Below are 17,528 nucleotides of genomic sequence, written 5' to 3'. Positions count from 1 at the left end.
GGTCTTGATGGTGAAGGCAGGGCCGGCCATGGCGGTGCCGTCGTGCATGGGGCGCAGGCGGGCGCCCCCAGCCGTCATGCGCGACATGCAGTCGCTGACGTTGGCCACCGGCACGTCGAGGAATTGCCGGGCCAGTTCCAGGCCCACGGCGCGTTGTCGTTTCAAAATTTGGCAGCCGATCATGGTGCGTCTCTCAAGAACAGGAATGAAAAGGAATCGTTCAGTCGAGCGTGGTGCCCGAGCTTTTGACGATGGGAGCCAGGCGCGCGCGGTCGCTGGCATACAGCTTGGCCATATCGTCCGGCGTGCCGGTGATGAGCTCGGCGCCGGAGTCGGCGATCTTCCTGGCCGTTTCGGGTGCGTTCACCACCTTGTTGATGGCCTCGTTGAGCTGTTTGACGATGGCGTCGGGCGTGCCGGCCGGGGCCATCACGCCCCACACGCTGGCCAGTTCCACGCCCTTGATGCCGGACTCGGTGTAGGTGGGCACGTCGGGCAGCAGCTTGGAGCGGCGCGCCGTGGTCACGCCGATGGCGCGCACCTTGCCCGACTGGATGTGCGACAGCAGCGTGGGGATGGAGCCCATGTACATGTCGATGCGCCCGCCCAGCAGGTCGGGCATGGCCTGCGCCATGCCGCGGAACGGCACGTGTGTGAACTTCACGCCGGAGCTTTTCTGCCAGGCCTCGCTGATGATGTGCGAGATGGTGCCAGTGCCCGGCGTGGCAAAGCTCAGGCGCCCGGGGTCCTTCTTGGCGGCCTGGATGATGTCGTCCAGCGTCTTGTAGGGCGAGTCGGCATTCACCACCAGCACGGCCGGGCCGGCGGCCACCAGGGCCACGGCACGCAGGTCCTTGTCGGGGTTGTAGGTGAGCTTGGAGTACAGCAGCGGGTTGAGCACCACGTTGTCGGTCTGCGCCATCACCAGGGTCAGGCCGTCGGCGGGGGCCTTGGCCGTCTGGTCCAGCGCCAGGTTGCCGCCGGCGCCGGGCTTGTTCTCCACCACGATGGCCCAGCCGTAGGCATCGGTGAGCTTGGTGCCGACCAGCCGGGTGAGGTTGTCGGTGCCCCCACCCGCCGGGAACGGCACGATGAACTTGACGGGCCGTTGCGGGTAGGTGCCCTGGGCGTGCGCGGGTGCTGCCGCAGCCAGGGCCAGCAGGCAGCCAAATGCCAGGGTACGTCGTGTCAAAGTCATTGAGGTGTCTCCTACGGTGGTTTCGGTTGGCGCCGGCGCGCAAATCAGGGACGGTTGGCGAGCACGCGGGTACCCAGCCAGGCGATGGCCTCATCGGTGGTTGTGCCGGTGAAGGGCTGTGCGGCTTGCGCCTGCGCCGTGGCGGCGAACAGCGCCTCGACGGCAGGCGACACCACCGGCGCCAGGCCGTTGCGCACCATCTGCTGCTGGGCCTCGGCCACCTCGCTCTGGCGGCGTGCCGAGTGCGGGATGTGCGTGCGCACCATGGACTCCATCAGCGTGCGCAAAGGGGTCTCGTCGATGTCCTGCAGCACGGCATACAGCGGCTCGCGCAGGCCCATCCGCTCGGCGGTGACCAGGCATTCCACCGCCAGGGCTTCCATGCCCTTGGTGTAGATGCTGCGCAGGAGCTTGAGCGCGGCGGCATCGCCCGGCTGTTCGCCCACCGCGCGGACCGATCCGCCGAAGGGCAGGAACAATTCCTGTACAAAACCGGCCTTGCCACCCGCCACGAGCAGCGGCGTTTTCTTACCGCCCAGGTTCACGGCGCCGGTGATGGCCACGTCCACGAAGTGCACCGCCCTGCCCTGTGCGCCGCGCCGGGCCAGTTCGCCGCATGCGCGCATCTCCTGCGGGTCGGCCGTGGTCATGTCCACATACACCGCGCCCTCTTTCAGGTGCGGCAGGCTGGCCTCGAACAGACTGCGCGCCACGGTGCCGAACACCGCGCTCAGCACCACATCAGCACCCGCCAGCCAGGCACCAGGCACGGTGTGCACCTGCCCGCCTGCGGCATGCACCGCCTGCACCACTGCCGCATTCGGCTGCAGGTCGCACAGGCCGAGCAGGCTGTGCCCCTGCTCCAGCAAGGCCTGCATGTAGCAGGCGCCGACCATTCCACCACCCAGGATTGCGAATTTCATAAAAGTACAAATTTAAAACATTGATGGCAGTTTACGAATCCAACCCGCCAAACGATCACAGGGATTTCCCGTATCTCAGACCTACTTTGCACTTTATTTGTATTTTTAGCAGCCACCAGTCCAAGCAATCCGTTCCCAGGTCTGTCCTCTAGAATCAGCACACCCATCCACACCCCACCCTGGTGCAAAAACAGTGCAAAACGTGAAAGACAAGGCGTATGAGGTTCTGCGCCAGCGGCTCATCGGCGGCCACTACCGCCCGGGCGAGCAGCTCAAGGAGGAGCCCATCGCACGCGACCTGGGCCTGAGCCGCACACCGGTGCGCAACGCGCTGCACCGACTGGTGGAAGACGGCCTGGCCACGGATGGCGCTGGCCAGGGCATCCGCGTGTCGGAGTGGAGCGACTGGGATGTGGAAGAGACCTTCCAACTGCGCATGCTGCTGGAGCCATACGCCTCCTTCCTCGCGGCCACGCGCGGGGCCGAAGGGCTGGCCGACGAGCTGGAGGCCAGCAACCAGCGCATGGAGGCCGGCATTGCAGCGGGCCCGGACGGCATTGGCGAGGTGCAGTCGGCCAACCGGGATTTTCACCACGCGCTGATCGAGGCCTCGGGGTCGCCGCGCCTCAAATCCATGATGGCGACCATGATCGACATGCCGATCATCAAGCGCTCGTTCTACATCTACACGCCTGAAGAGCTGGTGCAGAGCGTGCACCACCACCGCGACCTGGTGATCGCCGTGCGCGCCCGAGATGGCGAGCTGGCGCGCCAGGTGATGCAACTGCACCTGCGCATGTCGTACCACCGGTTCATGAAGCACCGGGGCGAGTACCGGCAGGCCCCGGCACCGTAGCGGTGGTTTTTACCGCCGCCGTGCCGAGCGCACCCCCTGCACGCCCGCCACGATGCCCAGCACCTTGTTGAGCCGACCCGAGTCGGCCACTTCCACCGTGAAGGTCATCCACGCCGTGCCCTTGACGGACTGGGTCTGCACGCCGATGACGTTGGTTTTCTCGCGCGCGAAGACCTCGGAAATATCGCGCAGCAGGCCCTGGCGGTCGGCGGCTTCCACCGCCACGTCCACGGGGTAGACGGCGGGCTTGTCGGCCGCCGATGCCTTGGGCAGGCCCCAGTCCACGTCGATCACGCGCTCGCCGTTGCGCGCGGCCATTTCGCGGAAATTGCTGCAGTCCGAGCGGTGCACGCTCACGCCCTTGCCGCGCGTGACAAAGCCGCGGATGTCGTCTGGCGGCGCGGGCTTGCAGCACTTGGCCAGCTGGGTCATGAGCGAATCGATGCCCACCACCAGCACGCCGCCCTTGGGGCTCGATGATTCATTGCCACGCGGCTTTTTCAGCAGCAGGTAGTCGTCGCTGCTCGGCGGCGGCTCGGCCGGGCGCAGCACGGTCTCGATGTTGCGCAGCGAGAACTCGTCCTTGCCCACTACCTCGAACAGCGCGTCGGCCGACTTGAACCCGAGCTGCACGGCCAGGTCGTCGAGCTTGACGGCCGTCTTGCCCTCACGCTGCAGCAGGCGCTCCACGGCCTCGCGGCCGCGGGCCACGGTTTCGTGCGTGGCCTGGGCATTGAACCAGGCGCGCACCTTGGCCTTGGCGCGGTGGCTGGTGAGGTAGCCCAGCTCGGCGTTGAGCCAGTCGCGCGAGGGCCGGCCCTCCTTCACGGTGACGATCTCCACCGTCTGGCCATTCTGCAGCGCGGTGTTCAGCGGCACCATGACGCCGTCGACCTTGGCACCGCGGCAGCGGTGGCCCAGGTTGGTGTGCACGCTGTAGGCAAAGTCCACGGGGGTGGCGCCCTGGGGCAGGTCCACCACGGCGGCCTCGGGCGTCAACACGTAGATGCGGTCTTCGAAAAGGCCATTGCTCTTTTGCGCGGCGCCGGCCAGGTCGCGCTCCCACGCCAGCAGTTGGCGCAGCACGGCGATCTTGGCGTCGTACTCGCCCGTGGCCGACACGCCCACATAGCCCTTGGCGCCCGCCTCCTTGTAGGCCCAGTGCGCGGCCACGCCGTGCTCGGCATGCTCGTGCATGGCCTGGGTGCGGATCTGGATCTCGATGGGCTTGCCGTTGTGGTCGTCGCGCACGATGGTGTGCAGCGATTGGTAGCCATTGGCCTTGGGCTTGGCGATGTAGTCGTCGAACTCCTCGACGATGGGCGCAAAGCGCTGGTGCACCCAGCTGAGCGCGGCATAGCAGTCCTTCACCGTGGGCACCACCACGCGCAGCGCGCGGATGTCGTACACCTGGTCAAAGTTGAGCGACTTGCCGCGCATCTTCTTGACGATGCTGTAGATGTGCTTGGGCCGGCCCTGCACGCTGGCGCTGATGCTGCGCGCGCGCAGGTCCGATTCGAGCCGCGCGCGCAGCTGCTCCATGTAGACCTCGCGCTCGCCGCGCTTTTCGTCGAGCAGGCGCGCCACCTCCTTGTAGGTGTCGGGCTCCAGGAAGCGGAAGGACAGGTCCTCCAGCTCCCACTTCACCTGCCAGATGCCCAGGCGGTTGGCCAGTTGTGCAAACACCTGCAGCGACTCGCGCGCCAGGCTGGGCGACATGGGCAGCTTGGTGGCCGCGTGAAAGCGCAGCGTCTGCAGCCGCGAGGCCAGGCGCAGCATGACCACGCGCAAGTCGCGCGAGAAGGCCAGCAGCATCTTGCGCACGTTCTCGGTCTGCAGGGCGGGGTCGTCCAGCGCCTGGGCACCGCGCGCCTGCTGCTGCACGCGCACGAGCTTGGTGGTCTCCACCGCCAGCGCCGCGAAGTTGGCACCAAAGGCCTTGGTGATGACCTCTTCGGGCTTGTTCAGGTGCACGCACGAGTACACCAGGTAGCTGGCGGCCTGCATGGCCTCGGACCCGCCAATGCTCTTGAGGATGGCGGCCACGGCGTCGGCGTGGGCCAGGGTGTTCTCGCCGGAGTCCAGCGCTTCGCTGGCGATCAGCGGCTCGGCAAAGGCACGGGCCCGGGCCAGGGCGTTCACCTGTTCGGGCAAGGTATGGGCCGTGGCCGCAATCAGCTGGGGCACGGCCTCGGCCGTGTTCAGCGGCGGGCCGGGGGGCGGGGCAAGCGTCTTCATGCGGCGGGGGCACCCTCTCCCGCCAGAAGGAAGTCACGCACGGCAGCCACCTGGTCAGGCGCCACCAGGGTGGGCGCATGGCCCACACCGGCAAACTCCACCAACTGCGCACGCGGGCCGCGCGCGGCCATGGCCTGCGCCGTCTCGTGCGAGAGCAGGTCCGACTGTGCGCCGCGCAGCAGCAGCGTGCGCGCACGGATCTGGTCGTACAGCTGCCACAAAAAGGCCTCGCCCGCGGCGGCAGTCTCTTGGGTCACGGTGCGAAACGGCACGGCAATGGCCGGGTCGTAGTGCAAAGTGACCCCGCCTTCGGGCAGGGGGCGCACCATGGCGCGCGACAGCTCCAGCCACTGGGCCGGCGTGTGCGGGCCAAAGCTGGTGGAGATGGCCCACATGGCATCGGCCGCCTGCTGCAGGGATTCGAACTTGGCCAGAAACCCCAGGTACTGGCCGATGCGCTGCAGCGCCTGCCACTGGATCACCGGGCCCACGTCGTTGAGCACCAGCCGGCGCACCGGTGCGGGCAACGGCAGGTCGGGCTGGCCGGTGATGCCCATGCCGATCAGCCCGCCCATGCTGGTGCCCACCCAGTCCAGGGTGGCGATGGGCGCCTGCTGGTGCAACTGGGCCAGCAGGGCCACCATGTCGGCACCGTACTGGGGAATCTGGTAGCCCATGGGGTCGGCCAGCCATTCGCTCTGGCCGCGGCCCACCACGTCGGGGCAGACCACGCGGGCATGGCGACTCAGCTCGCGGGCCAGCACGTCGAAATCGCGCCCCTGGCGCGACAGGCCGTGCACGCAGACGATGACGTGCGGGTGGGCCGGGTTGCCCGTGGCGTTCCACTCCCAATACGCCATGCGGTGCTGCGGGCCTGTGACAGGCCTGGCGGCAACAGGGTCTTGACCGGCAGGCACCGCAGCGGCCCCGGGGCCAGGGCACAGTACGTAGTTCAGCGTAGGTTCTATCATGGGTGCGAAATCCGGTAGCGGCACTTGATAATGCCCGCGTTCAATCCAACGCCAGCCAGGCCACCTGGCCCCGGCGTTGCCTTCATCCTAATTCATATTTCATTCGGAGTACCTTACATGCTCAAAGGCAAAACCGCCCTCGTCACCGGCTCCACCAGCGGCATCGGCCTGGGTATCGCCAAGGCCCTGGCCCGCCAGGGCGCCAACGTGGTGCTCAACGGTTTCGGCGACGTGGACGGCCCCCGCGCCGAAGTGCTGGCCGCCGGCAAGGAAGCCGGCGCCCAGGTGGCCTACCACGGCGCCGACATGAGCCGCGTGGCCGACATCGAGGACATGATGAAGTACAGCGCCAGCCAGTTCGGCCGCGTGGACATCCTGGTCAACAACGCGGGTATCCAGCACGTCGCCAACGTGGAGGACTTTCCGGTCGAGAAATGGGACGCGGTGATCGCCATCAACCTGTCCAGCGCCTTCCACGCATCGCGCCTGGCCCTGCCCGCCATGAAGGCCGCCAACTGGGGCCGCATCATCAACCTGGCATCGGTGCACGGCCTGGTCGGCTCGGCCCAAAAGGCCGCCTACGTGGCCGCCAAGCACGGCATCGTCGGCCTGACCAAGGTGACCGCGCTGGAGAACGCCACCACCGGCGTGACCTGCAACGCCAGCTGCCCCGGCTGGGTGCTGACCCCCCTGGTGCAAAAACAGGTGGACGCCAAGGCCGCCGAGCACGGCCTGTCGAACGAAGACGCCAAGAAGCTGCTGCTGGGCGAAAAAGAGCCGTCCATGCAGTTCACCACCCCCGAAGAACTGGGCGAACTGGCCGTGTTCTTCTGCTCCCCCGCCGCCAACAACGTGCGCGGCGTGGCGTGGAACATGGATGGGGGTTGGGCTGCGCAGTAGGCGTACCCCTCCCTGCCACGGCACTCGCTTGCTCCGCTCGCCGCGCCTGGCCTGCCATCGCGCGGCGGTCAAGGGCGCACGCAAGGGCGTTGCAATTTGAAGTAATGCGTTTGTGGCATGCGCCAGCGGCGGCGCCCATAATGAACCCACCAACCACTTTCAATCGAGGGCAAATGTCCATCGTCGCTGAAGTCATGGCGTGGTTCATGGTGGATGTCGTCGCCTCGGGCATCGGCATGGCCACCGGCCGCGCCCTCAAGATCGACCCCCGGCGTGCGCAGCACCTCGGGCAGGCGGCCGCGCTCGCCATCATCCTGGGTGCCGGGCTCACGGTTACGCTGCTGTATTCGTAGTCCTGGGGGCAGCAGAAGGCTCAGGTGTTCAGCACTTGGACTTCCAAAGAATCTCCGAGTGCAAGATGGGTCCGGAGCCATTCCCGGTCATCGCTCTGGCTTGCGCCGTTGAAGGATCGCACAAAGACCCGGCAGCAGTCGGGGTTCCATTGGCCCCAGAGAAGCGAGCAGAGTATGTGCTCTTCCTCTTGCACCAACGATGCGGTTGCACGGTATTCGCCATTCACGCTGCAACGGTATGCAACCGCAGGCCATCGGCGGATGGCTGGCGCGTCGGGCGGCACGAAGGTGCTGTTAAACGCTTCAAACTCGCGCTGCACCCCCAGATGCTCAGGAGAGTCGGTGGCCCTGATTTCATGGGGAAGTGTCGGATACCCACTGTCCCCACTGCGAAACGAACCACGTCACCCGCACGCAATACCGCCGGCTCACCCCAGTCCACATGTGCGCTTCGCTCACCCGGCAACTCGCACATGCCACTGACATGCAGATCGGCCAGGTCTTCTGACCCGACAAACGAACCGATCATGGGTGCGAGCATGGTCGCGTTCTCGATACCGGCACGCCACAGCAGCTTGCCGTTCAGTGAAATCTCGATACAGATCATGCGCGATGGGTGAGATGGCTGGTTTAGGCTGGCTGTGATCTTAGATGCCCGGTCGCTCGACGGAATGCGGGCAGGAGCTGGCACCCAACTCAGCACGCCAATGCGGAACAAATCGACGGATGGGCACTTCATTGTGACGAAAGGCCGCGTCCGCCCGCCATTGCCGCCTACATTGGCTGGGCTGCGGGCGTGAACAGCACACCCGTGCCGCGCCCACTGCGGGCCGCTGCCAGCGCCAGGCCCCGCCACACCATTCATTGCCTCAACGACCCTCGGGCGCACCCCGCCCGTCCCGCCCATGCCCACCCTGCGCTTCGTACCCCTGGCCGACGTGGCCCACCTGCTCCCCGCCGACGGCCCGATGGCCGAGCAACTGCAGTCCGAGCCCGACACCCTGGCCGACGCCACCGTGGCCTGGGTCAGCGGTGACCTGCAGTTGCCCGCGCTGGACCTGGACGCGCCCCTGCAGCCCGGCAGCGCGCTGCGCGCCCTGGCCCAGGCCACCTCCGGTCTGCCGGGGCCGCCGCCCGGGCATCTGGTCCTGGTGCTCATCGACGGCAACCTGCAGATCGACGGCGCGCTGAGCGGTGGCGACGCCTACGGCAGCAGCCACCTCACCGTGCTGGGCAATACGCAGCTGCAGCATGCCGTGGTGGAAGGGCTGCAACTGCATGTGCAGGGCACGCTACGGGTCGATGGCCTGCTGTGGGGCCACGGCGAGCCTGGCGAGTTGCATGTGGGCGGCGACCTGGTGGCGCGCGTGGCGGTGTTCAGCGAAGACTACGCCATGCACATCCATGGCGATGAAGAAGTGGAGTTTCTGCTCGACGAGGTGCGCGGCGTACCGAACCTGGTGGAGTTCTCGAACGAGGCCGCAGGGCTGGTGTTTGCCCCGGGCTTCTACAACGGCATCGACGATGGCGAAGACGGCCTGGCCGATCTGCTGGACCGCGACCGCGTGGTGGCCGCCGTGCGCGCGGGCCAGAGCCCCGTGCGCAGCAGCAGCGATATCCACGCCGACCTGCCCCTGGCCAACGACCTGTTTGCCGACGAGGCCATCAGCGCAGCGAACATCCAGGCCCTGGTGAACTCGGCGGTGCTGGAGGACGATGAGCAGACCGCCGAAGGCTGGTTCGCGCAGACCCATTTCTCGCTGTGCCGCCGCCATGTGGACGCACAAGGGACGCAGCACGACGACCGGATGTTCATCACGGTGTGGAAGACCTGGGAGTTTTACCTGGCCGCATCGCCTGCAGCCCCAGCCCGGCCCACCCGGCGTGCGCCCAACCCTGCGAGTGCCAAGCTTTCGTTGCTGTACCGCGAGTACACCGATGGCGAACCCGGCAATTGGGCCACGCTGGACAAGCACGCCGACGAGGAGGTGCACGAGGCGTGCGACGAAGCATGGCGCGGCGTGCTCGACTATGTGCGCCGCGCCGTGGGCCAGGCGCGCGCGGGCTACCCGCTGCACCAGCGCTTGAAGGCCGAGCTGACCGCCGCGCGCATCGAGCGCCTGACCCTGCTGCCCGTGTTCACCGAGCAGTACAACGACTGGTGGGACGCCGACAAGCGTGGCACCTGGTTCGACGATGTGTGGCTGGGTGCACGCCAGCCCTGCATGCGGGATGGGGAGTTCTGGTGCCGCGCGCTCGATGTGAGCTGGGAGAACGGCGAGGACGGGCCGGGCGACGCGGAGCACGACGCCCACGGCAACTACCAGATCGACATCGACCGCCCAGGCGAAGGCCGGGAGCCGGTGGAGTTCACCTACAGCCAGCGGCAAAGCGAACACCGCCCGCCACTGCCGCGTGGCGCGGCCGACCATTGTGCGCGGCTGCTGCGCCTGGTGGGCATGGCGGAGGCATCATTGCTGGAGGTGCACGACCAGCAGTTGGCCGAGCGGGCCCGGCAGCAGGCCCAAGAGGCCGAGGCCCGGCGCATCGAGGCCGCGGTGCAACTGCTGGCCGCACCGCCGCTGGCCCCAGGCTTGCCGGATGCGGCCGTGTTCCCGCCCGAACTGCTGCAGCTGTCCGGGGAGTGGCAGGCCGGCGGCAAGGCCTATGTGGCGGCCATCCGCGCCCACCAGCACGCGGCGCAGGCAGCAGCAGCCGCCGCCGAAGCGGCCGGCTACCAGCCACCACGATGGGATGACGATGCCGGGCAGGACGACCCGAACAGCACGCTGCCCGGCGACCCGCGCGAGGCCAGCGCCGCCACGGTGCTGCAGCTGGCCCGGGTGGTCAGCCGCCATGCGGACGAGGCGCTCACCGAGCGGTTTCGCCAGCGCTTTGCATTTGCGCCCGATGCCTATGCCGCCCTGGCGTCGGAACAGGGCCAGGCCATCGGCCCGGTGTTCCAGTTGGCGGACGGTGCCGGCCTGGTGGCGCGCATCGGCGCCGACTACAGCCCCGAGGTGCACTGGGTGCAGCTGCAGGGCCCGGCGCTCACGCCGCTGCCTGCGCTCAAGGGCCTGGGGCGCTCGCACGACGGGCGCTGCTATGCGCAGAGCGATGGCACGCACATCACCACGCACCAGGGCTTTGGCGGGCCCCAGATCGCGCAACTGCCGCTGCCGCAGGGCAATGAGGGGCTACCCACCGCGCTGGGCCTGTCCGCAGGCGCGCTGGGCCAGCGCTGCGACGAGATCATCCCCTTCAACGATGGCCAGCGCGCGCTGCTGCGCAACCCCACGGGCGTGTACCTGCTCACACCCGGCGGCGTGCAGCGCATCCACCCGCAGGAGTTCGATGACGACGGCCCCTACAGCTGGCCCAAGAACCAGCTGCAGGAGGGGGCGGAGAACGGTGCCGACGCCAATGATGATGACGAAGACGAGGACCGGGATGGCGAAGAGGGCGAGGACGAGAACACCGCCCCGCGCCAGCTGGCGCTGGACATGCTGCACATGGCGCTGTCACCCGACGAGCGGCACATTGCCCTGGGCGACCAGGACAGCATGCACATCCTGCTCGATGCGCAGGGCCGGGTGCTGCGCACGCTGGTGACCGAGTCCTACCCGCACCACACCCGCTTCTCGCACGACGGCGCGCTGCTGTGGGCCAACTCCTGCCATTTCTACAACGGCAGCACCGTGGCCAGCCGCGTGGCCGATGCACAGGACAGCGAGGGCACGCTGATCGACACCGAATGCCGCGTCTACGCATCGGCCACGCTGCCGGGCATGGTGATCCTGGGCGACGCCTATGGCTACCTGCACGCCCGGGACGACAGCGGCAACGCAGTGTGGCGCCACCACATCGGCGGCACCGTCAGCGCTCTTGAGGCATCGCCCGACGGCCGCCTGCTGCTGGCAGGCACCTGCAGCGGCTACCTGGTGCTGCTGCAGCGCGCGGAAGTGGACGCACAGGTGGACGCGAAGGCAGGCACAGGGGTGGGCGCAGACCCCTACGCCATCGGCTCGTCGCCCTATGTGGAGCTGCGCCGCTGGATCTTCTGGGGCAGCGAGGCCGCGCCGCTGCGTTGGTAAGGCCCATGCACGGTGGGGGTTGGCGGACAGCCCCGCCAACCCAGCACCATCAGACCACCACCTCGGGCAGCTGCGTGCAGTGATCGAAGAAGGCCTGCAGCTCGGTCACCTTGTCGAACACCGCATCCGCCCCCAGAGCCAGGCAGCGCGCGCGCATCTCGGGCGTGGCGTGGTTGGACAGCACCAGCACATGCTGGTCCGACGAGCGCGGGCCCACGGCCTGCAGCACGTCCAGGCCCGAGCCCTGGCCCAGGTGCAGGTCGACCACCAGCAGGTGCCACTTGCCGCGCCAGCGCGCCAGCGCTTGCGTCGCGCCCAGCGAAGTTTTGGCAATGGCCACCACCTGCGCGTTGGCAGCCTCCTCCAGCGCCGGGACCAGGGTGTCGCAAATGGGTTTGTTGTCTTCTACAAGAAGGGTGACGAGAGGCATCTTCAATGGGGGATGCGGCGCCTGGCACAGGCACTGCACATACATCAGGTTGGGGTAGCAGGTGCCGCCATCGCCATGTGGCAGGTGTAGCGGGTGCGGCAGGTTCGCGCCCGACGGGCAGGCACTGCCGGGCCGGCGGGGCTGTCCAGCGGAGGTCAGGCCCGCAGCGGAAAGGTCAGCGGAGCCTCCATCGCAATCTCTTCGACGCGCACGTTCATCAGCGTGATTTCGAGCGGACCGTAGTACGACAGGAACGCGACATCGGCCGCATCCCTCCCGTAGGCTACCACGATGCGCCCGCCCCTTGCATGGGCCTGGGTTCCGTCGAAAGCATACCAGCGGTCTCCCACGAAGGCCTCGAACCAGGCATGCATGTCCATGGGGTCGAGCGCGTGCAGGTAGCCCACGACGTAGCGGGCAGGGATGTCCAGGGCCCGGCACAGGCCAATGGCGACATGCGAGAAATCCCGGCACACGCCCGCGCCATCGTTCAGGGTGTCCAGCGCGTCGGTGGTGCCGCTGCTGACGTTGTAGCGGTACTCCAGGTTGCGGTGCACCCAGCTGCGGATGGCCTCGACCTGGCCATAGCCCGGAGAGGCATCGCCCACGATCTCGCGCGCCTTGTCCTGCATCTTGTCGGACGGGCAGTAGCGGCTTTGCAGCAGGTACTTGAGCGCCTCGAAGGGCAGGTCCTCCACCGGCACCGCCTTGGCGCTCGCATCCACCGCAATGTGCGTGTCGGTGATCATGATCATGTCGACCTCGATGCGCATCTGCCCCTGCGGAATCTTCAGCCGTTGGCACAGGTTGCCATGGTCGTCCACATACTCCGTCATCGGCACGACGGGCGTCAGCTCGTAGCGCTCCTGCACCATCCACTGCGAGTCGCCACTGCGCGGGCGCAGCATGGCCACCACGGCACAGTCCATGTCGGCGAACAGTGTCATTCGGCAGGTGGCGTGCAACTTGACGAAGGTTTGGTTCATGCGGGGGAGTCTAGGGGCTGGCAGCGAATGCCATGCCCGCCAATGCCCCTCAAATCCGCTCCCCGCCACCGCGCCGCCTGGCCCGTGGGCCTACGCCGCCAGTGCCACCGGGGCAGAGCGCCGCGCCGCGCGCACGAACTCCGGCAGAAAGGTGCGCCGCGCCCCGTTCGGGAACTCCACCGTCACCGAATGCGCATTGGCCTCGACCACCTGGCCGGCGCCATAGCGTTTGGCACGCACGGCATCGCCATCGGTGAAGGCCGGCCGCGCGCTCGCTGGCTGCGGCCGCACCTCGATGGGCTGCTCGGGCGTGGCCACGGCCGGCGCCAGGCGCGACAGCTCGGCCATGCGCAGGCAGTTATCGCAGCGGCCGCAGCCATCGGCGGCGACCGCCTCATCGCCCAGCGCCGACAGTATCGCCTGCCAGCGGCAACGGCCGCTCTGGGAGTAGGCCACCATGGCCTCCAGCGTGGCGCTGTCCTGTTCGCGGCGGCGGCGGTAGGCCGCCAGCAGGGGCTCCAGCGCCGCGTCGTCCAGTTCGCGGGCCAGGGTGAAGCGGCCGGCCCGGTCGCGCCGCACCACCTTCTGACTGCGCAGCAGGCTCAGCGCCACCAGCACCTTGGCGCGCGGCCGTGCGGCGGCCTCGACAATGGCATCGGCCGTCCAGCCGCCGGCGGGCGCGGTGTGCAGCAGCGTGGCATGCACGGCCTGCAGGTCGGCCAGCATGGGGTAGCGGCCCGAGGCGAAGAACTGCTGCAGCGCACGGTCCTGCCGCACGTAGAGCAGCGTGCACCGCGAGTCCCCGCCATCGCGCCCTGCGCGGCCGGCCTCTTGGTAGTAGGCGTCCACGCTCGCGGGCATCTGGTAGTGCAGCACGAAGCGGATGTCCGGCTTGTCGATGCCCAGGCCGAACGCATTGGTGGCCACCATCACGCGCACCCGGCCGTCCATGAAGGCGTCCTGCGCTTCGGCGCGCTGGGCGGCGGGCAGGCGCCCGTGGTACAGGCCCACGCTTTCACCGGCTGCGGCCAGCTTGCCGTGCAGTTCTTCGGCATTTTTCACGGTGGCGGTGTAGACAATGGCCGGGCCCTGGCTGGCCGCCACCAGCTCCAGCGCACGCGGCAGGCGGTCGGCGGCACGGCCCAGTTGCTCCACGGCCAACTGCAGGTTGGGCCGGTAGGCCCCGGTCTGCACCACATTGCCGGCGGCAATGCCGAACTGGGCCACGATCTCCTTCATCACCGCTGGCTTGGCGGTGGCCGTGAGTGCCAGCACCGTGGGCCGGCCCAGCGCGCGCACGGCCGGGGCGATCTCCAGGAAGGCGGGACGGAAGTCGTGGCCCCACTGGGCGATGCAGTGCGCCTCGTCCACCACCAGAAGGCTCACGCTGTGCCGCGCCAGCGGTGCAATGAGCGCCGGATCGGCCATCTGCTCGGGCGTGGTCAGCACGATGCGTGCGCTGCCGCACTCGATGGCCTGGCGCGCCGCGGCCAGCTCGTCGCTGCCGATGGCGCTGTTGACCTGCACCGCGGCCACGCCCAGGTCGCGCAGCGCGTCGCACTGGTCCTTCATCAGCGCCACCAGGGGCGAGACCACCACGGTGGTGCCCGGCAACAGCAGCGCCGGCAACTGGTAGCACAGCGACTTGCCGGCGCCCGTGGGCATCACGGCCAATGTGCTGGAGCCTTGCAGCACGCGCTGCACGACATCCGACTGGCCGGGCCGCAGGCGCTTGAAGCCAAAGACCTTGCGCAGGGTCTTGTCGATGGCGGTCTTGTCGGTGGCTTTCGGGCCAGAAAGCTCCAGCAATGGCGGGGCAGAGGGTGAACGGACAGTGGGTCGGCGAACTAAAGTACTCATATCGGGCCCGCGCCCGTCGGTGCTGGCGCGGCGTGTGATGGATGAGGCCGATTGTGGAAAGCCCCGCCTGCACCCCGCGCCGGAATGCCGCGCACACGCTTGTAAGACAGCATGCGCTGCCAGCCCCATCGCCCCAAGGCTTTACCGCGTTGCAGGGCAGTTGCCCACCGAGGCCAGCAGGCCCTTGCGGCCCTCGTGCCCGCTGTCGTGCCGCTGGAAGTCGCGGCCGTGCCGCTCACGCAGCAGCAGGGCTCTTCATGGCTGCAGAAGCCACCACCCGACCCTGGTCAAGGTGCACCACCGACTGGGCCAGGGCTTCCACATCGCTCGGGTCGTGCGTGACGAGCAAGGTGGGCACCTGCACGCGCTCCAGCATCTCGGCCAGTTCCTGGCGCAGGCGAATGCGCAGTTGCGTATCGAGCGCCGACAGCGGCTCGTCCAGCAGCAGCAACTGGGGCTGCGGCGCCAGGGCACGGGCCAGGGCCACGCGCTGGCGCTGGCCGCCGGACAGATGGCGGGGCCAGGCGTCGCGCAGCGCCTCCAGATCGAACTGGCGCACCAGCGCATCGATGCGCTCGCGCCCGGCAGCGCCCGGCTTCTGGCCCGGCCGGCACAGCCCGAACGCCAGGTTCTGCGCCACCGTCATGTGGGGGAACAGGGCGTAGTCCTGGAACACCAGGCCCACGCGGCGCTCGCGCGCCGGCAGGTCGATGCTGCGCGCGGTATCCAGCAGGGCCGTACCGGCCACGCGCACATGGCCTGTCACATGCGGCGCCAGGCCCGCAATGGCCATCAGCACGGTGGACTTGCCGGAGCCCGAGGCCCCGATCAGCGCGGTGCGCGCGGTGGTCGAGCCAAAGCGCACGTCGAGCTCGAAGCTGCGCCCCGGAGATTCGAGCCGGGTCTGCACCTGGACGTCGAGGATGGGGTCCATGTCAGTCAATCAATGTTTCGCCTGCAGCATGCGGCCGGAGACGACCAGCACGACGATGCACACCACCGAGATCACCAGCGTGAGCCACAGCGCCTGCGCGTCGTTGCCGGCCTGCACGGCGTCGTAGATGGCGATGGAGAGGGTTTGCGTCTTGCCCGGTAGGTTGCCGGCGATCATCAGCGTGGCGCCGAACTCCCCCATGGCCCGCGCGAAGGACAGCATCAGCCCTGCGGTGATGCCGCGGATGGCCAGCGGCAAGGTCACGCGCAGGAACACCTCGAACTCCCCTGCGCCCAGGGTGCGCGCCGCATGCAGGATGCGCGTGTCCACGTCCTCGAAGGCCGCACGCGCGGCCTTGTAGATCAGCGGCAGCGACACCAGGGACGCGGCGATCACGGCGCCCTGCCAGGTGAACATCAGGTTGATGCCGAACCAGCGGTCCAGGTACTGGCCCAGCACGCCGTTGCGCCCGATCACCACGATGAGGTAATAGCCCAGCACCGTGGGCGGCAGCACCATGGGCAGCATCAGCAGGGCATCGACGACATTCTTGCCCGCAAAGCGGCGCTGCGACATCCACCAGCCCAGGGCGATGCCCACCACGCCCGCCACGAGCGTGGCGAGCAGCGCGATCTTGAGGGTGAGCCAGAGAGGGGTCAGCAAGGCAGCGCAGCCCCCGCGTCAGGGCTTGGAAAAGCCGAAGCTGTCCAGGATCTGCTGGCCCGCGTCGCTGCGCACGAAGGCGATGAAGTCCTTGCCCACGGCAGCGTTCTTGCTGGCGGCGACCTGGGCGATGGGGTAGCTCACCGGCGTGGTGGTGGGCACGGTCAGCGCGATGCGGGTCTTGTCCTTTTCGATCAGCGCATCGGTGCGGTAGACGAAACCGGCGTCCACTTCGCCGCGGGCGACGTAGTTGAGCACCTGGCGCACGCTCTCGCCATAGATCCACTTGGGCTCCAGCGTTGCGGTCAGGCCGGCCTCCTGCACCGAGGCCATGGTGTAGCGGCCCACAGGCACGGAGCTGGGTGTGCCGGTGGAGATGCGCTTGTAGGCGGCACCGCCCAGGTCCGCCAGCTTCTGCGGCGTCGCCGTGGCAGTGGCAGTGGACGGAACGATCAGCACCAGCGTGTTGCGTGCGAAGTCGGCGCGCGAACCTTCGGCCAGCAGCTTGGCCTTGGCGGCACGGTCCATGGTCTCCTGGTCGGCCGAGGCGAACACATCCACCGGTGCGCCCTGCTGGATCTGCGCGAGCAGCGGGCCCGATGCGGCGAAGTTGAAGGTAACCTTGGTGCCGGGGCGGGTCTTCTCGAAGGCCTGGCCCACGGCCTTGAAGGCGTTGGTGAGGCTGGCCGCGGCAGAGACGGTGACCTCCTGCGCGTGCGATGCCATGGCGCTGACGGTCAGCGTTGCAAGCAGGGTGGCCTTTACCAGCCAGCGGCGGGAGGTCTTCGTATGGATCATCTCAGGTCCTTTCGATTCGCTATTCTAGAAAGTAATAGCGAAATCATAACAAGACGTTTCTGGTTTCCCTCGCTGGGATACGGGCTATCGGGTATGTTCAGCTGCAGTTCACTGCGGGCGGCCAGGGCGACTGTTTTAACGGCATGCTTTAGTTGAGGGCGGGAGCCGGGTCTCGGCCCGGCGGCCGAGGTACCTTTCTTTGCGTCGCCAAAGAAACGTACCCCAAAGAAAGGCGACCCCGCTGCCCGTGTCCCCACTCGCCTGGCGGCGAGTGGGGCAGCCTGCGATGCTCGGTCCTGGGGTGCACCGCGGAACTCGCTGCGT

Annotated in this window: 15 protein-coding genes and 1 pseudogene; 4 read left to right on the top strand and 12 right to left on the bottom strand. The window is 68.0% G+C overall.

Going from position 1 to position 17,528, the window contains the following annotated elements:
- The 3 genes and pseudogenes from ACK59X_RS18060 to ACK59X_RS18050 all read right to left on the bottom strand — a co-directional run.
- Nucleotides 1–183 (bottom strand): annotated as a pseudogene (locus tag ACK59X_RS18060) (RraA family protein); the annotation flags it as partial.
- 37 nt (nt 184–220) lie between these two features.
- Nucleotides 221–1,198, bottom strand: coding sequence for a Bug family tripartite tricarboxylate transporter substrate binding protein (locus ACK59X_RS18055; RefSeq protein WP_409959407.1), 978 nt, complete (start codon nt 1,196–1,198; stop codon nt 221–223).
- Between the two features lie 44 nt (nt 1,199–1,242).
- On the bottom strand, nt 1,243–2,121 hold the full coding sequence (locus ACK59X_RS18050) for an NAD(P)-binding domain-containing protein (RefSeq protein WP_409959405.1): 879 nt from the start codon (nt 2,119–2,121) through the stop codon (nt 1,243–1,245).
- Nucleotides 2,122–2,314: 193 nt separating this feature from the next.
- On the opposite strand from ACK59X_RS18050, the gene ACK59X_RS18045 reads away from it, so the two are divergent.
- Nucleotides 2,315–2,977 (top strand): GntR family transcriptional regulator, encoded by a 663-nt coding sequence (locus ACK59X_RS18045; protein ID WP_409959403.1) that lies wholly within the window; start codon nt 2,315–2,317, stop codon nt 2,975–2,977.
- 9 nt (nt 2,978–2,986) lie between these two features.
- Here the strand turns inward: ACK59X_RS18045 and ACK59X_RS18040 are convergent, their stop codons facing one another.
- Both ACK59X_RS18040 and ACK59X_RS18035 read right to left on the bottom strand, forming a co-directional pair.
- Complete coding sequence (locus ACK59X_RS18040; RefSeq protein ID WP_409959401.1) at nt 2,987–5,215, bottom strand: RelA/SpoT family protein; 2,229 nt, start codon at nt 5,213–5,215, stop codon at nt 2,987–2,989.
- Nucleotides 5,212–6,186, bottom strand: coding sequence for an alpha/beta fold hydrolase (locus tag ACK59X_RS18035; protein ID WP_409959399.1), 975 nt, complete (start codon nt 6,184–6,186; stop codon nt 5,212–5,214). Before ACK59X_RS18035 ends, ACK59X_RS18040 begins: the two co-directional genes overlap by 4 nt.
- A gap of 117 nt (nt 6,187–6,303) precedes the next feature.
- Between ACK59X_RS18035 and ACK59X_RS18030 the strand changes: the two genes are divergently transcribed.
- Both ACK59X_RS18030 and ACK59X_RS18025 read left to right on the top strand, forming a co-directional pair.
- Nucleotides 6,304–7,086, top strand: coding sequence for a 3-hydroxybutyrate dehydrogenase (locus ACK59X_RS18030; RefSeq protein WP_409959397.1), 783 nt, complete (start codon nt 6,304–6,306; stop codon nt 7,084–7,086).
- Between the two features lie 173 nt (nt 7,087–7,259).
- A complete protein-coding gene (locus ACK59X_RS18025) occupies nt 7,260–7,439 on the top strand; it encodes a hypothetical protein (RefSeq protein WP_409959395.1) in 180 nt (59 codons plus the stop codon).
- 223 nt (nt 7,440–7,662) lie between these two features.
- On the opposite strand, the gene ACK59X_RS18020 is transcribed toward ACK59X_RS18025, so the two are convergent.
- Nucleotides 7,663–8,046: a hypothetical protein gene (locus ACK59X_RS18020; protein WP_409959393.1), complete on the bottom strand. Its 384-nt coding sequence runs from the start codon at nt 8,044–8,046 to the stop codon at nt 7,663–7,665.
- A gap of 298 nt (nt 8,047–8,344) precedes the next feature.
- Here ACK59X_RS18020 and ACK59X_RS18015 point away from each other — a divergent pair, with 298 nt between their 5' ends.
- On the top strand, nt 8,345–11,533 hold the full coding sequence (locus tag ACK59X_RS18015; RefSeq protein ID WP_409959391.1) for a WD40 repeat domain-containing protein: 3,189 nt from the start codon (nt 8,345–8,347) through the stop codon (nt 11,531–11,533).
- Nucleotides 11,534–11,582: 49 nt separating this feature from the next.
- Here the strand turns inward: ACK59X_RS18015 and ACK59X_RS18010 are convergent, their stop codons facing one another.
- The 6 genes from ACK59X_RS18010 to modA form a co-directional block, all read right to left on the bottom strand.
- A complete protein-coding gene (locus tag ACK59X_RS18010; protein WP_409959389.1) occupies nt 11,583–11,963 on the bottom strand; it encodes a response regulator in 381 nt (126 codons plus the stop codon).
- 155 nt (nt 11,964–12,118) lie between these two features.
- Nucleotides 12,119–12,949 carry a transglutaminase-like domain-containing protein gene (locus ACK59X_RS18005; protein WP_409959387.1) on the bottom strand — a complete coding sequence of 277 codons (831 nt, stop codon included), beginning with the start codon at nt 12,947–12,949 and terminating at the stop codon, nt 12,119–12,121.
- Between the two features lie 90 nt (nt 12,950–13,039).
- Nucleotides 13,040–14,758, bottom strand: a complete 1,719-nt coding sequence (locus ACK59X_RS18000; RefSeq protein WP_409959385.1) for a RecQ family ATP-dependent DNA helicase — start codon at nt 14,756–14,758, stop codon at nt 13,040–13,042.
- 286 nt (nt 14,759–15,044) lie between these two features.
- Complete coding sequence (locus tag ACK59X_RS17995) at nt 15,045–15,743, bottom strand: ATP-binding cassette domain-containing protein (RefSeq protein ID WP_409959383.1); 699 nt, start codon at nt 15,741–15,743, stop codon at nt 15,045–15,047.
- Nucleotides 15,744–15,752: 9 nt separating this feature from the next.
- Nucleotides 15,753–16,406 (bottom strand): molybdate ABC transporter permease subunit, encoded by a 654-nt coding sequence (gene modB / locus ACK59X_RS17990; protein WP_409959381.1) that lies wholly within the window; start codon nt 16,404–16,406, stop codon nt 15,753–15,755.
- Between the two features lie 18 nt (nt 16,407–16,424).
- Nucleotides 16,425–17,204, bottom strand: coding sequence for a molybdate ABC transporter substrate-binding protein (gene modA / locus ACK59X_RS17985; protein WP_409959379.1), 780 nt, complete (start codon nt 17,202–17,204; stop codon nt 16,425–16,427).
- Nucleotides 17,205–17,528: the final 324 nt, after the last annotated feature.

It is taken from the genome of Acidovorax sp. (assembly GCF_046339755.1).
Lineage (GTDB): Bacteria > Pseudomonadota > Gammaproteobacteria > Burkholderiales > Burkholderiaceae_C > Acidovorax.
The sequence above is the reverse complement of the archived record's forward strand: the minus strand, read 5'-3'. Positions and strand labels throughout refer to the sequence as shown.

Bases quoted from the DNA above. Each gene is read 5' to 3' on its own strand.
- ACK59X_RS18035 (WP_409959399.1), bottom strand. From the start codon at position 6,186: ATGATAGAACCTACGCTGAACTACGTACTGTGCCCTGGCCCCGGGGCC.
- ACK59X_RS18025 (WP_409959395.1), top strand. From the start codon at position 7,260: ATGTCCATCGTCGCTGAAGTCATGGCGTGGTTCATGGTGGATGTCGTC.
- ACK59X_RS17995 (WP_409959383.1), bottom strand. From the start codon at position 15,743: ATGGACCCCATCCTCGACGTCCAGGTGCAGACCCGGCTCGAATCTCCG.
- ACK59X_RS18055 (WP_409959407.1), bottom strand. From the start codon at position 1,198: ATGACTTTGACACGACGTACCCTGGCATTTGGCTGCCTGCTGGCCCTG.
- ACK59X_RS18010 (WP_409959389.1), bottom strand. From the start codon at position 11,963: ATGCCTCTCGTCACCCTTCTTGTAGAAGACAACAAACCCATTTGCGAC.
- ACK59X_RS18050 (WP_409959405.1), bottom strand. From the start codon at position 2,121: ATGAAATTCGCAATCCTGGGTGGTGGAATGGTCGGCGCCTGCTACATG.
- ACK59X_RS18040 (WP_409959401.1), bottom strand. From the start codon at position 5,215: ATGAAGACGCTTGCCCCGCCCCCCGGCCCGCCGCTGAACACGGCCGAG.
- ACK59X_RS18005 (WP_409959387.1), bottom strand. From the start codon at position 12,949: ATGAACCAAACCTTCGTCAAGTTGCACGCCACCTGCCGAATGACACTG.
- ACK59X_RS18030 (WP_409959397.1), top strand. From the start codon at position 6,304: ATGCTCAAAGGCAAAACCGCCCTCGTCACCGGCTCCACCAGCGGCATC.
- ACK59X_RS18020 (WP_409959393.1), bottom strand. From the start codon at position 8,046: ATGATCTGTATCGAGATTTCACTGAACGGCAAGCTGCTGTGGCGTGCC.
- ACK59X_RS18015 (WP_409959391.1), top strand. From the start codon at position 8,345: ATGCCCACCCTGCGCTTCGTACCCCTGGCCGACGTGGCCCACCTGCTC.
- modA (WP_409959379.1), bottom strand. From the start codon at position 17,204: ATGATCCATACGAAGACCTCCCGCCGCTGGCTGGTAAAGGCCACCCTG.